Genomic DNA, 14550 nt, shown 5'->3' with positions numbered 1-14550 from the left:
GGTACGAGGCAAGGAGAACCGCCGTGTCCCACAGCACGGTGCCTCGGACCGACACCGAGGCCGAAGTCAAGAAGAACGCCCCGGAGGCGCACGGCGGCGACACCGGGGCCCCGGAGAAGCCGGGCACCGGGAAGCTGAGCCTGCGGCTGAGGTTCCGGCGCGACCGCGTACTGCTGCTGATGACCCTGCCGGCCGTCCTGCTGCTCCTGGTCTTCAACTACGTACCGATCCTCGGCAACGTCGTCGCCTTCCAGGAGTACGACCCCTACCTCAGCGACAACGGCGTCGTCTCCATCCTGCACAGCCCGTGGGTGGGCCTGGAGAACTTCCAGCGGATCTTCGAGGACTCCGCCTTCTGGAACGCGGTCCAGAACACTCTCGTGCTCTTCGTCCTCCAGCTCCTGCTGTACTTCCCCCTCCCGATCCTGCTCGCGCTGCTCATCAACAGCGTGGTCAGGCCACGGGTGCGGGCGATCTCGCAGGCCATCCTCTACTTGCCGCACTTCTTCTCGTGGGTGCTGGTCGTCGCCGTCTTCCAGCAGCTTCTCGGCGGTGCCGGGCTCCTCTCCCAGCTGCTGCGGCAGCACGGGTACGACGGGCTCGACATCATGACCGACCCCGAGACCTTCAAGTTCCTGATCACCGCACAGAGCGTGTGGAAGGACGCCGGCTGGGGGATCATCGTCTTCCTCGCCGCCCTCGCCTCGGTCAGCCCCGACCTCTACGAGGCGGCCGCGATGGACGGCGCGAACCGCTGGCGCCGCATGTGGCACGTCACCCTGCCCGCCCTGCGGCCGGTCGTCGCCCTGCTGCTGGTGCTCCGCGTCGGTGACGCCCTGACCGTCGGATTCGAACAGATCCTCCTGCAACGCGGCGCCGTGGGACCGGGCGCCGCGGAGGTCCTGGACACCTTCGTGTGGTGGAACGGCGTACGCAACCAGGACTTCGGCTACGCGGCCGCCGCCGGCCTCGTCAAGGGCGTCATCAGTCTCGGCCTGGTCCTGGCGGCCAACAAGGTGGCCCATCTCATGGGCGAGCAGGGGGTGTACAAGAAGTGACCGCCGTACCCGAAGCGACCGCCGTACGAGAAGCGACCCCTGTGGTCGGCAAGCCGGCGTGCCCACCCGGCCGGTGGGCGGCCCCGCCCCGACCCGTGTGGGAGGAGAGACCCAGCCGGGCCGGACTCACCGGCAAGGGGCTCGTGCTGCTCCTGGCCTGCCTGGGCATCCTGTTCCCGCTGTGGATCGTCATCGTCACCAGCCTGTCCACCCGCAAGACCATCGACGAGGCCGGCGGCCTGGTGATGATCCCCAAGGACATCACCTTCGTCGCCTACCAGGAACTGCTCAGCGGCGGCCAGGTCACCCGCGCCGCGATCGTCAGCATCGGCATCACGCTCGTCGGCACCCTGTTCTCCATGGCGGTGTCGGTCCTGTGCGCCTACGGACTCTCCCGCAGCGGCTCGCTGGGCCACCGCTGGATCCTCATGGTGCTGCTCGCCACGATGTTCTTCAGCGCGGGCCTCATCCCCACCTATCTGCTGGTGCAGTCCCTGGGCCTCACCGACAGCTACCTCGCGCTGATCCTGCCGAGCGCGATCAGCGTCTTCAACATCCTGGTGCTGCGCGGCTTCTTCATGGGCATCTCCCAGGAACTCATCGACAGTGCCCGCATCGACGGCGCCGGCGACCTGCGCATCCTGTGGCAGATCGTGCTGCCGCTGTCCCGCGCGGTCGTCGCGGTGATCACGCTGTTCTACGCCGTCGGCTACTGGAGCGCCTGGTTCAACGCCTCCCTGTACCTCAACGACCAGGACATGCTGCCCCTGCAGAACGTCATGATCCAGCTGGTGCAGAAGCAGGAGGCGCCGGTCGGCCTCGGCCAGGCGATCAAGACCGGTGAACTGTCCGGCCTCGCCGTGCAGATGGCCGTCATGGTCATGGCCCTGCTGCCCGTCGCCGTACTGTCGCCCTTCGTCCAGCGCCACTTCAAGAAGGGCATGCTCACGGGGGCGGTGAAGGGCTGATGCCGAACCTGTCGGACGCCACCCGCCGGCGCATCCTCTACGGCGGCGACTACAACCCCGAACAGTGGCCCGAGGAGATCTGGCCCGAGGACGTCCGCCTGATGAAGGCCGCCGGCGTCAACTCCGTCACCCTCGGCGTCTTCTCCTGGTCGAAGCTCGAACCACGCCCCGGCGTCCACGACTTCGCCTGGCTGGACCGGCTCATGGACCTGATGCACGCGAACGGCATCGGCGTCGTCCTCGCCACCCCCACCGCCTCGCCCCCACCCTGGCTCGGCCACCTCCACCCCGACACCCTGCCCCGCGACGAGGACGGGCGCACCGAGTGGTGGGGCGGCCGGCAGCACTTCTCGCACTCCAGCACCGTCTACCGCCGCCACGCCGCAGCCATCACCGAGGCCCTGGCCGCGCGCTACGCGCACCACCCCGCCCTCACCATGTGGCACATCAACAACGAGTACTGCACCTACGACCACGGCGACGAGGCCGCCACCCGCTTCCGCCGCTGGCTCCAGGACCGATACGGCACCCTCGACACCCTCAACACCGCCTGGGGCACCGCCTTCTGGAGCCAGGGATACGGCGACTGGGCGGAGATCCTGCCGGCCCGCCGCACCCACTACCTCAAAAATCCGGCCCAGGTCCTGGACTTCCGGCGCTTCACCTCCGACATGCTGCTGGAGTGCTACACCGCCGAGCGCGACATCGTCCGCCGCCACACCCCGCACATCCCGGTCACCACCAACTTCATGCCGCTGTGGTCGGGACAGGACGCCTGGCGCTGGGCCGAGGAGGAGGACGTCGTCTCCGTCGACCTCTACCCCGACCCGCGCGACCCCTTCGGCGCCCAGCACGGCGCCCTCGTCCAGGACATGACGCGCTCCCAGGCACGCGGCCCGTGGATGCTCATGGAACAGGCGGCCGGCTCCGTCAACTGGCGCGGCGTGAACCACCCCAAGCCGCGCGGCCTGAACCGCCTCTGGTCGCTCCAGGCGGTGGCCCGCGGCGCCGACGCCGTCTGCCACTTCCAGTGGCGGCAGTCGCGGCAGGGCGCGGAGAAGTTCCACTCCGGGATGGTCTCCCACGCGGGCGAGCAGGGACGCACGTACCAGGAGGTCAAGCGGCTCGGCGCGGACCTGGCCCGGATCGCCCCGCACGTCACCGGCGACCCGGTCACCGCCGACGTCGCCGTCCTGCACGACTGGCACTCCTGGTGGGCCGGCGACCAGGAGGCCCGGCCCTCCCGCGAGGCCGACTACCCGGACGTCCTCGGCGCCTGGCACCGCGCGCTCTGGCAGGCCCACCTCACCACCGACTTCGCCCACCCCGGGCACGACCTGACCGGCTACCGGCTCGTGGTCGTCCCGCAGCTCTACCTTCTCACCGACACGACCGTCGAGAACCTCCTCGCGTACGTGCGCGGCGGCGGCACCCTCGTCTGCGGCTTCCTGACCGGTGTCGCCGACCAGGACGACCGGGTACGGCCCGGCGCCATGGACGCCCGGCTGCGCGAGCTGTTCGGCATCCGCACCCTGCACGAGTGGTGGCCGCTGCGGCCGGGGGAGAGGGCCGAGTGCGAGGGCGGCCTGCGCGGCACCCTGTGGTCCGAGGAGCTGGAGCCCGACGGCACCGCCGACGAGACCGTTGCCTACAAGGGCGGGGAACTCGACGGACTGCCGGCCGTACTGCGCAAGGGCCGCGCCTGGTACGTCTCCACGCTCCCCGAGCCGGACGCGCTGCGCGCGCTGCTGGCCCGCGTCGCCGCCGGCGCGGGCGTCCGGCCGGTGCTCGACGGACTCCCGGACGCGGTCGAGGCGGTCCGGCGCGGTGAGCTGCTGTTCCTGCTCAACCACGGCCGCGAACCGGTCACCGTCGACCTCTCGGGCACCCACCACGACCTGCTGACGGAGACGACGGTCACCGGCCGGATCACCCTCGGCCGCCACGGCGTGGCGGTGCTGAGGCCATGAACGCCACGCCCGTCCACGGCACCTGGGAGCCCGAGCCCGCCGCCCGCTGGGAGGACGCCTTCCTGAGCGGCAACGGCCACCACGGCGCCCTCGTGTACGGCGATCCGGACGCCGACCGGGTGATCGTCACCCACCACACCCTCGTCCGCCCGCACGGCGACGACGGGCACCGCCGTCCACCCGCCCTCGCCGCCGAACTCCCCGCCCTCCAGGACCGCCTGATCGCCGGGGACACGACGGCCGCCGAGGGCTTCACCGACGGCCGCCCGCTGCAATGGGTACGCCCCTTCCACCCGGCCTTCCAGCTCCGCCTGAACAGACCGACCTGCGACGTCACCCACGCTGCCCCGTACCGCCGCGCCGTCGACTTCGCCACTGGCGAGACCACGGCCACCCGCGCGGACTGGACCAGCCGTGTCTTCGTCTCCCGCGCCGACGACGTGATCGTCCAGCACGTCACCGCCCCGCACCTCACCCTCGACCTGTCCCTCGACCCCCGCCTCCCCGGCGCCCCCGCCGGACTCGGCATCGGCCACGGCACCGTCCTCACCCCCGAGGGCGCCCTGCTCACCCTGCGCGCCCGCTACCCCGGCAGCGACCTCGCCTACACCGGCGTCACCCTCGTCGCCGTCACCGGCGGCACCACGAAGCTCGTGCCGCCCGGCGTCCTCGTCGAGGGTGCCACCGAGGTGCTGCTGCTGACCCGGGTGCACCGCCACACCGGCGAGCTGGACACGGTCACCGAGAGCCGCGACCTGCGCGACCTGCTGCACGGAGCCCCGCACGCGGCCTCGTACGACGATCTCCTCGCCCGGCACCTGACCCACCACCGCACCGCCTACGACCGCGTCACCCTCGACCTCGCCGCCGACCCCGCCGAGCGCGCCCTGCCGGGCTCGGAGCTGCTCGCCCGGCCCCACAGCGCTGCCCTGCTGGAACGGCTGTTCGCCGCAGGCCGCTACCACCTGCTGTCGGCGAGCGGCCTGCTCCCGCCCCGTCTCACCGGCCTGTGGACCGGCGACTGGAACACCGCCTGGTCCGGCGCCTTCACCACCAACGCCAACCTCAACCTCCAGACCGCCTCCGCCGCGGCCGCCGCACTCCCCGAGGTCACCGGGGCCCACGCCGCCCTCGTCCACCGCCAGCTCCCGCACTGGCGGGACAACGCCCGCGAGATCTTCGGCACCCGGGGCGCGGTCGCCCCCTCGCACACCGACGGCGAGTCCGGCCACACGTACCACTTCAGCCGCGAGTACCCCCTGCACCTGTGGACCGCGGGCGCCGACTGGCTGCTCAAGCCCCTCGTCGACCACGACGAGACCTACGGCACGCGGGACCCCCGCACCACCGCCGCGCTCGCCGAAGTCGCCCTCTTCTACGAGGACTTCCTCACCCGGACCGACGAGGACGGACACCTGGTCGTCGTCCCCTCGTACTCGCCGGAGAACCGCCCGAAGGGCGGGAGCTGGGGCGCCCTCAACGCGGCCATGGACCTCTCCGCCGCCCGGCACGCCCTGCTGACCGCCGCCGACCGGCACCCCGAGCACGCCGACCGGCTGCGCGCCCTCGCCGGCCGCCTCCCCGCCCACCGGACCAACGCCGACGGCGCACTCGCGGAGTGGGCGTGGCCCGGCCTGGCGGACACCTACGACCACCGCCACCTCAGCCACCTCTACGGCGTCTGGCCGCTCGACGAGATCAACCCGTACGACACCCCCGACCTCGCCGAGGCCGCCCACCGCGCCCTCGAACTGCGCGGCGCCGAGAACGACTCCGCCCACGGCCACCTCCACCACGCCCTGGTCGCGGCCCGCCTGAGGGACGGGGACCGGGTCGCCCACGCCCTGGGCCGGGTGCTCGGCGGCGACTACTTCCACGCCTCCCTGATGAGCGCGCACTACCCCCACCGCGACGTCTACAACGCGGACGCCGCGCACGCCCTGCCCGCCGTGCTCATCGAGATGCTCGTGCAGTCCACCCCCGGCCGGCTGGTCCTGCTGCCCGCCCTCCCGGCCTCCTGCCGGCAGGGCGAACTCAGGGGCGTACGCACCCGGTTCGGGGCCTCGCTCGACCTCGCCTGGACACCGGAGGGCAGGGCGACGGCCGTGCTGCGCCCGGACCGCACCCACCGCATCGAACTCCGGACTCCCTCCGGCGCCGAACCGCTCGACCTCGTCGCCGGGGAGGACCGCGTCATCAGCGTCAAGACGCGGTAACACCAGCGCACCTCCCCCCACCCATGGAAGGAAACGCCATGGCACCACGCACGCGCACCACCCGCACGCGCACCCTGACCGCTCTCCTCGCCCCGGCCCTCGCGCTCGGCGCCACCGTCGGCCTCGCCTCCGCCCCCGCCCAGGCCGCCGTCTGGAACTCCTGCGACCAGTGGGGCAACACCACCCTGGACGGCTACACCCTCTACAACAACATCTGGGGCTCCGGCGCCGGCAGCCAGTGCGTGTGGGCCAACTCCGGCACCGACTGGGGCGTCTGGGCCGACCACCCGGACACCGGCGGCATCAAGTCCTACCCGAACGCCAAGAAGGTGATCGACAAGCCGATCTCCTCCCTCGGCTCGCTCACCAGCAGCTACGACGTCACGGTCCCGTCGTCCGGCGCGTACAACACGTCGTACGACATCTGGGACACGGACTACGACTACGAGATCATGCTCTGGGTCAACTACAACGGAGCCGTCGGCCCCCTCGGCACCTCGCAGGGGACAGTCAGCCTCGGCGGCCACACCTGGAACGTCTACAAGGGGAACAACGGCGCCAACGAGGTCTTCTCGTTCCTGCGCACCTCGGACTCGGACTCCGGCACGGTGAACATCCTCCCGATCCTGAAGTGGATCAAGGACACCAAGGGCTGGATGGGCAACGAGACCATCGGTGACGTGCAGTTCGGCTACGAGATCACCTCGTCCGCCGGCGGCCTGGACTTCCGCACCGACAACCTGACGGTCAGCGGCGGCTGACCGTCGGCATCCGCGCACCACGACGGAGGGGCCGGTCCCGGGACCGGCCCCTCCGCTCACTCCGCGTCCGCGCCCGCCGGAAGGTACGCGAGGCCGGCGGGCACTACGGCCGGACGGGCGCCGGTCCCGAGCTGGCCCGGACGGTCAGTTCCGGCGCGAGCAGCACGACCTCGTCGCTCCCGCGGCCGTCGAGCTTGGCGACCAGCTGCTCCACGGCCCGCCGCCCCATCTCCTGCGCGGGCACCGCGACCGAGGTGAGCCGCACCGAAGCCTGGGTGGCGACCTGCTCGGGGCAGACCGCGACCACCGACACGTCCTCCGGCACGGCCCGGCCCTGCTGGCGCAGCAGCGCGAGCAGCGGCTCCACCGCCGACTCGTTCTGGACGACGAACCCCGTGGTGTCCGGGCGTTCGTCGAAGACGCGGGCCAACGTCGCGGCCATCGCGTCGTACCCGCCCTCGCAGGGCCGGTGCAGCAGCCGCAGTCCCAGCTCCCGCGCGCGGGTGCGCAGACCGTCGAGGGTGCGCTCGGCGAAGCCGGTGTGCCGTTCGTAGACGGCGGCGGCCTCACCGATGACGGCGATGTCGCGGTGCCCCAGCTGTGCCAGGTGCTCCACGCACAGCGCGCCGGTCGCCCGGAAGTCCAAGTCGACGCAGGTGAGGCCCTCGGTGTCGGCGGGGAGCCCGATCAGCACGGACGGCTGGTCGGTGCCGCGCAGCAGGGGGAGCCGCTCGTCGTCCAGTTCCACGTCCATGAGGATCATCGCGTCGGCGAGACCGCTGCCGGTGACGCGGCGCACCGCGTCGGGGCCCTCCTCGCCGGTGAGGAGCAGGATGTCGTACCCGTGGGCGCGCGCGCCGGCCGCGACCGCGATGGCGATCTCCATCATCACCGGCACGTACATGTCGGTGCGCAGCGGAATCATGAGGGCGATGATGTTCGACCTGCTGCTGGCCAGTGCGCGGGCGCCGGCGTTCGGGTGGTAACCGAGCTTCCGGATGCTCTCCTCGACCCGCTGCCGGGTGGTGGTGGAGATGGACCGCTTGCCGCTGAGGACGTAACTCACCGTACTGGCCGAGACTCCGGCGTGCTGGGCGACCTCGGCGAGGGTGACCATCCAGCTCTCCAAGCTTTGTGAAGCGCTTCGACAGCGCGCGGGACCAACAGGGGTGGGCGAGGGTGGTTCGACAGTAGCTGCACTGAGGATGGGTGTCCATAGTATGTCGAAGCGCTTCGACTGCTGTCTCGTCCACGTTCCTCTCTTCCGGCCTCCCCCCGCAGTATCGGCCGAACGGCCGCACGAAGGGTGGCTGGGTCGCCCGGGATCGGGTACATACGATCGAGTAGCACCGACTAGTAACGTACGTCCGCAAGTTCGTGCAGGACGAATCGCGGCGAGGTGAGCCCCATGTCCGCACCACCCACCCCCTCACGACCCACCGTCACCGAACGTGAGGCCCGTCAGGTCGCGGAGGCGGCCCGGGAACAGGACTGGCGCAAGCCCAGCTTCGCCAAGGAACTCTTCCTCGGCCGCTTCCGCCTCGACCTCCTCCACCCCCACCCGCTCCCGGCCGACGAGGACGTCCAGCGGGGCGAGGAGTTCCTCGCCAAACTGCGCGACTTCTGCGAGACGAAGATCGACGGCGCGGTGATCGAGCGCGACGCGCGGATCCCCGACGACGTGATCACCGGGCTGAAGGAGCTGGGCGCCTTCGGCATGAAGATCGACACCAAGTACGGCGGCCTCGGCCTGACCCAGGTCTACTACAACAAGGCCCTCGCCCTGGTCGGATCCGCGAGCCCCGCGATCGGCGCGCTGCTCTCCGCCCACCAGTCGATCGGTGTACCGCAGCCGCTGAAGATGTTCGGCACCCAGGAGCAGAAGGACACGTTCCTGCCGCGCTGCGCCCGCACCGACATCTCGGCCTTCCTGCTGACCGAGCCGGACGTCGGCTCCGACCCGGCGCGGCTGGCCACCGCCGCCGTCCGGGACGGCGACGACTACGTCCTCGACGGCGTGAAGCTGTGGACCACCAACGGTGTCGTCGCCGACCTGCTCGTGGTCATGGCCCGCGTCCCGAAGTCAGAGGGCGCCGAGGGCGGCGAGGGGGGCATCACCGCGTTCGTCGTGGAGGCCGCCTCCGAGGGCATCACGGTCGAGAACCGCAACGCCTTCATGGGCCTGCGCGGCCTGGAGAACGGCGTCACCCGCTTCCACCGCGTCCGCGTCCCGGCCGCCAACCGCATCGGCCCCGAGGGCGCCGGCCTCAAGATCGCCCTGACCACCCTCAACACCGGCCGGCTGTCACTGCCCGCCATGTGCGTCGGCGCCGGCAAGTGGTGCCTGAAGATCGCCCGCGAGTGGTCGGCGGTGCGCGAGCAGTGGGGCAAGCCGGTCGCGCTGCACGAGGCGGTCGGCTCGAAGATCTCCTTCATCGCGGCGACGACCTTCGCGCTGGAGGCCGTCCTGGACCTCTCCTCACAGATGGCCGACGAGGACCGCAACGACATCCGCATCGAGGCCGCCCTCGCCAAGCTCTACGGCTCCGAGATGGCCTGCCTGATGGCCGACGAACTGGTCCAGATCCGCGGCGGCCGGGGCTTCGAGACCGCGGCCTCCCTCGAAGCCCGCGGCGAACGCGCGGTCCCCGCCGAGCAGATCCTGCGGGACCTGCGCATCAACCGCATCTTCGAGGGCTCCACCGAGATCATGCACCTGCTGATCGCCCGCGAGGCCGTCGACGCCCACCTCTCGGTCGCCGGCGACCTGATCGACCCCGACAAGACCCTGTCCGACAAGGCGAGGGCGGGCGCGCAGGCGGGCGTCTTCTACGCCAAGTGGCTGCCGAAGCTCGTCGCCGGACCCGGTCAACTCCCGCGTTCCTACGCGGACTTCCACCCGTCCGGCCACCGGGACCTGTCCGGGCACCTGCGCTACGTCGAGCGCACCGCCCGCAAGCTCGCCCGCTCCACCTTCTACGCCATGTCCCGCTGGCAGGGCCGGATGGAGACCAAGCAGGGCTTCCTGGGCCGGATCGTCGACATCGGCGCGGAGCTGTTCGCGATGAGTGCCGCCTGCGTACGCGCCGAGCACCTGCGCACCAAGGACGACCACGGCCGCGAGGCCTACCAGCTCGCCGACGCCTTCTGCCGCCAGTCCCGCATCCGCGTCGAGGAACTCTTCGGCCGCCTGTGGAGCAACACCGACGACCTGGACCGCAAGGTCGTCAAGGGCGTGCTGGGCGGCGCGTACGAGTGGCTGGAGCAGGGCGTCGTCGACCCGTCCGGCGACGGCCCGTGGATCGCGGACGCGACACCGGGCGCCGGCACCAAGGAGAACGTCCGCCGCGCCATCGGCTGACCCGAGCCACCGCCCCGATCACCGACGCCGATCGTAGGACATGCCGCCCGCTCGCCTCCTGCTCCGACCCGTTCCGGGCAGGAGGCGGGCGAAAGGGCGTCCGGCGATCGCTCGTGAGGTGGCGCGACACCCGGCCGAGGGACGCGCTGTCCTCCCGGAGGGCCGTTGCGGACACAATGGGGGGATGAGCGACAGTCCAGCCCCACTCGCCGACCCCCACCTCGTCTACGACCCGGTGGCGGGCGACGGCCCGAAGGACGTGGTGATCCTCGGGTCCACCGGGTCGATCGGGACCCAGGCCATCGACCTCGTGCTGCGCAACCCGGACCGCTTCCGGGTCACCGCCCTGTCCGCCAACGGCGGCCGGGTCGCCCTCCTCGCCGAGCAGGCGTACCGGCTGAAGGCGCGGACCGTCGCCGTCGCCCGCGAGGACGTCGTACCGGCACTGCGGGAGGCGCTCACCGCCCAGTACGGCGCGGGCGAGCCGCTCCCCGAGATCCTCGCCGGGCCGGAGGCGGCCACCCGGCTCGCCGCCTCCGACTGCCACACCGTGCTCAACGGCATCACCGGCTCCATCGGACTCGCGCCCACCCTCGCCGCCCTGGAGGCGGGCCGCACCCTCGCGCTCGCCAACAAGGAGTCGCTCATCGTCGGCGGCCCGCTGGTCAAGGCGCTGGCCAAGCCGGGCCAGATCATCCCGGTCGACTCCGAGCACGCCGCCCTCTTCCAGGCCCTGGCCGCCGGTACCCGCGCCGACGTGCGCAAGCTGGTCGTCACCGCCTCCGGCGGCCCGTTCCGGGGCCGTACGAGGGAGGAGCTGGCGGCCGTCACCGTCGAGGACGCCCTCGCCCACCCGACCTGGGCCATGGGCCCGGTGATCACGATCAACTCCGCCACCCTCGTCAACAAGGGCCTGGAGGTGATCGAGGCCCACCTGCTCTACGACATTCCCTTCGACCGCATTGAGGTGGTCGTGCACCCGCAGTCGTATGTCCACTCGATGGTTGAGTACACGGACGGATCGACGCTGGCCCACGCCACGCCCCCCGACATGGGCGGGCCCATCGCCGTCGGCCTCGGCTGGCCCGAACGCGTCCCCGACGCCGCGCCCGCCTTCGACTGGAGCAAGGCCTCGACCTGGGAGTTCTTCCCGCTCGACAACGAGGCCTTCCCCTCGGTGAACCTGGCCCGGCACGTCGGACAGCTCGCGGGCACGGCCCCGGCGGTGTTCAATGCCGCCAACGAGGAGTGCGTCGAGGCGTTCCGCCGCGGCGCGCTGCCGTTTCTCGGGATCATGGAGACCGTCACGCGGGTGGTCGAGGAGCACGGCACCCCCCGTGCGGGAACCTCGCTCACCGTCGCGGACGTCCTCGAAGCGGAGACCTGGGCACGCGCCCGGGCCCGGCAACTGGCGGCACAGACGGCGGAGGCCCGTGCATGACGACCCTGATGTTCATCCTCGGCATAGTCCTCTTCGCCGTCGGCCTGCTCTTCTCCATCGCCTGGCACGAGCTGGGCCACCTGTCCACGGCCAAGATGTTCGGCATCCGGGTGCCGCAGTACATGGTGGGCTTCGGGCCGACGCTCTTCTCCAAGAAGAAGGGCGACACCGAGTACGGGGTCAAGGCCATTCCCTTCGGCGGCTACATCCGCATGATCGGCATGTTCCCGCCCGGCCCCGACGGCCGCATGGAGGCGCGTTCCACCTCGCCCTGGCGCGGGATGATAGAGGACGCCCGCTCGGCCGCCTTCGAGGAACTGCAGCCCGGTGACGAGAAGCGCCTCTTCTACACGCGCAAGCCGTGGAAGCGCGTCATCGTCATGTTCGCCGGGCCGTTCATGAACCTCATCCTCGCGGTGGTTCTCTTCCTCACCGTGCTGATGGGCTTCGGCATCTCGCAGCAGACCACCACCGTCAGCTCCGTCTCGCAGTGCGTCATCTCGCAGAGCGAGAACCGCGACGACTGCACCAAGTCCGACCCGGCCTCCCCGGCCGCCGCGGCCGGCCTGAGGGCCGGGGACAAGATCCTCGCCTTCGACGGCGTACGGACCGACGACTGGGACAAGCTGTCCGACCTGATCCGCGCCAACCCCGGCGAGGACGTGCCGGTCGTCGTCGAGCGCAAGGGCGAGGAGATCACCCTCCACGCGACCATCGCCACCAACAAGGTCGCCAAGAAGGACTCCCACGGACAGATCGTCCAGGGCGAGTACGTCACCGCCGGCTTCCTCGGCTTCAGCTCCGCCACCGGCGTGGTGAAACAGGACTTCGGCCAGTCCGTGACCTGGATGGGCGACCGGATCGGCGACGCCGTCGACAACCTCGCCGCCCTGCCCGCCAAGATCCCCGCCCTGTGGGACGCGGCCTTCGGCGACGGGCCCCGCGAGGCGGACTCCCCGATGGGCGTCGTCGGCGCCGCCCGCGTCGGCGGCGAGATCGCCACCCTGGACATCCCGCCCACCCAGCAGCTCGCCATGTTCGTCATGCTGGTGGCCGGCTTCAACCTCTCCCTGTTCCTCTTCAACATGCTCCCGCTGCTGCCGCTCGACGGCGGCCACATCGCGGGCGCGCTGTGGGAGTCGCTGCGCCGAGGCGCGGCCAAGGTGCTGCGCAGGCCCGACCCCGGGCCCTTCGACGTGGCCAAGCTGATGCCGGTGGCCTACGTGGTGGCGGGCGTCTTCGTCTGCTTCACGCTGCTCGTGCTGGTGGCGGACGTCGTCAACCCGGTGCGGATAACCTGACGCCCGGACCGTCCGCGGCACCCGGGAGCGATGACCCGATCTGCGGACCGTCCGACCGATCCGATGAGAAGCCCGATCCGGAGAGCATGTCCCTCCGGATCGGGCTTCACTCCCCTCACCCGGCAGATGGACGCCATAGGGTGCATCTCCCGTACGCCGCGTGCCGGGCGTTCATGTCGGTGCCGTAATCTCGAATGCCGGAGCCCGCCGCTGAACGGGGCCGGACCTTGATCCACGACTTGGGGTTGCACAGCAGATGACTGCGATTTCTCTCGGCATGCCGGACGTTCCGACCAGGCTCGCGGAGCGCCGCAAGAGCCGGCAGATCCAGGTCGGGCCCGTGGCGGTGGGCGGCGACGCCCCCGTGTCGGTGCAGTCCATGACCACGACCCGCACCTCCGACATCGGTGCCACCCTCCAGCAGATCGCCGAGCTGACGGCGTCGGGCTGTCAGATCGTGCGGGTGGCCTGCCCCACCCAGGACGACGCCGACGCGCTACCGGTCATCGCGAAGAAGTCGCAGATCCCGGTGATCGCGGACATCCACTTCCAGCCCAAGTACGTCTTCGCCGCGATCGAGGCGGGCTGCGCGGCGGTCCGGGTGAACCCGGGCAACATCAAGCAGTTCGACGACAAGGTCAAGGAGATCGCCAAGGCGGCGAAGGATCACGGCACGCCGATCCGCATCGGCGTGAACGCGGGCTCGCTGGACCGGCGCCTGCTCCAGAAGTACGGCAGGGCGACCCCCGAGGCCCTGGCCGAGTCCGCCCTCTGGGAGGCGTCCCTCTTCGAGGAGCACGACTTCCGCGACATCAAGATCTCGGTCAAGCACAACGACCCGGTCGTCATGGTCGAGGCCTACCGCCAGCTCGCCGCCCAGTGCGACTACCCCCTCCACCTCGGCGTCACCGAGGCCGGCCCCGCCTTCCAGGGCACCATCAAGTCGGCCGTCGCCTTCGGCGCCCTGCTCTCCCAGGGCATCGGCGACACCATCCGCGTCTCCCTCTCGGCCCCGCCGGTCGAGGAGATCAAGGTCGGCATCCAGATCCTGGAGTCGCTGAACCTGCGCCAGCGCGGCCTGGAGATCGTCTCCTGCCCGTCCTGCGGCCGCGCCCAGGTCGACGTCTACAAGCTGGCCGAGGAGGTCACCGCAGGTCTGGAGGGCATGGAGGTCCCGCTGCGCGTCGCCGTCATGGGCTGCGTCGTCAACGGCCCCGGCGAGGCCCGCGAGGCCGACCTCGGCGTCGCCTCCGGCAACGGCAAGGGCCAGATCTTCGTCAAGGGCGAGGTCATCAAGACCGTCCCCGAGTCGAAGATCGTGGAGACCCTCATCGAGGAGGCGATGAAGATCGCCGAGCAGATGGAGAAGGACGGCGTGATCTCCGGCGAGCCCTCGGTCTCCGTCGCGGGCTGATCCGCCCACCACTGCCGCGTCGCCCTGGGGGCGGCGCGGCATATGCACGACAGGTACAGT

The 14550-nt window shown here is 71.0% G+C and carries 10 protein-coding genes; 9 read left to right on the top strand and 1 reads right to left on the bottom strand.

Annotated features, from left to right (window positions below; genetic code table 11):
• Positions 1–23 precede the first annotated feature (23 nt).
• Genes ABS735_RS28435 through ABS735_RS28415 form a run of 5 tightly spaced genes read left to right on the top strand, consistent with a single transcriptional unit; the run spans position 24 to position 6973 of the window.
• Positions 24–1058 (top strand): ABC transporter permease, encoded by a 1035-nt coding sequence (locus tag ABS735_RS28435; protein ID WP_373904334.1) that lies wholly within the window; start codon positions 24–26, stop codon positions 1056–1058.
• A gap of 41 nt (positions 1059–1099) precedes the next feature.
• Positions 1100–2026, top strand: coding sequence for a carbohydrate ABC transporter permease (locus tag ABS735_RS28430; RefSeq protein ID WP_373904508.1), 927 nt, complete (start codon positions 1100–1102; stop codon positions 2024–2026).
• Positions 2026–3996 carry a beta-galactosidase gene (locus ABS735_RS28425; protein WP_373904333.1) on the top strand — a complete coding sequence of 657 codons (1971 nt, stop codon included), beginning with the start codon at positions 2026–2028 and terminating at the stop codon, positions 3994–3996. Before ABS735_RS28430 ends, ABS735_RS28425 begins: the two co-directional genes overlap by 1 nt.
• A complete protein-coding gene (locus ABS735_RS28420; RefSeq protein ID WP_373904332.1) occupies positions 3993–6212 on the top strand; it encodes a glycosyl hydrolase family 95 catalytic domain-containing protein in 2220 nt (739 codons plus the stop codon). The genes ABS735_RS28425 and ABS735_RS28420 overlap by 4 nt, the downstream gene beginning before the upstream one ends.
• 38 nt (positions 6213–6250) lie before the next feature.
• The gene (locus ABS735_RS28415) at positions 6251–6973 is read left to right on the top strand and encodes a glycoside hydrolase family 12 protein (RefSeq protein ID WP_373904331.1); all 723 of its coding nucleotides are present in this window, start codon (positions 6251–6253) and stop codon (positions 6971–6973) included.
• A 103-nt stretch (positions 6974–7076) separates the two neighbouring features.
• On the opposite strand, the gene ABS735_RS28410 is transcribed toward ABS735_RS28415, so the two are convergent.
• Positions 7077–8090: a LacI family DNA-binding transcriptional regulator gene (locus ABS735_RS28410; RefSeq protein WP_373904330.1), complete on the bottom strand. Its 1014-nt coding sequence runs from the start codon at positions 8088–8090 to the stop codon at positions 7077–7079.
• A gap of 291 nt (positions 8091–8381) precedes the next feature.
• Between ABS735_RS28410 and ABS735_RS28405 the strand changes: the two genes are divergently transcribed.
• The 4 genes from ABS735_RS28405 (at position 8382) to ispG (ending at position 14490) form a co-directional block, all read left to right on the top strand.
• Positions 8382–10334 carry an acyl-CoA dehydrogenase family protein gene (locus ABS735_RS28405; protein WP_373904329.1) on the top strand — a complete coding sequence of 651 codons (1953 nt, stop codon included), beginning with the start codon at positions 8382–8384 and terminating at the stop codon, positions 10332–10334.
• 184 nt (positions 10335–10518) lie between these two features.
• Positions 10519–11775 carry a 1-deoxy-D-xylulose-5-phosphate reductoisomerase gene (gene dxr, locus ABS735_RS28400; RefSeq protein WP_373904328.1) on the top strand — a complete coding sequence of 419 codons (1257 nt, stop codon included), beginning with the start codon at positions 10519–10521 and terminating at the stop codon, positions 11773–11775.
• An 8-nt stretch (positions 11776–11783) separates the two neighbouring features.
• On the top strand, positions 11784–13076 hold the full coding sequence (locus tag ABS735_RS28395; protein ID WP_373904507.1) for a M50 family metallopeptidase: 1293 nt from the start codon (positions 11784–11786) through the stop codon (positions 13074–13076).
• Between the two features lie 256 nt (positions 13077–13332).
• Positions 13333–14490 carry a flavodoxin-dependent (E)-4-hydroxy-3-methylbut-2-enyl-diphosphate synthase gene (gene ispG / locus ABS735_RS28390; protein ID WP_164366844.1) on the top strand — a complete coding sequence of 386 codons (1158 nt, stop codon included), beginning with the start codon at positions 13333–13335 and terminating at the stop codon, positions 14488–14490.
• The last annotated feature ends 60 nt before the right edge of the window (positions 14491–14550 follow it).

The sequence above is a fragment of the Streptomyces sp. MMCC 100 genome, from assembly GCF_041538145.2.
In the GTDB taxonomy this organism is placed as follows: domain Bacteria; phylum Actinomycetota; class Actinomycetes; order Streptomycetales; family Streptomycetaceae; genus Streptomyces.
Note: the sequence above shows the minus strand (reverse complement) of the source record. Positions and strands in the feature narration are given on the sequence as shown.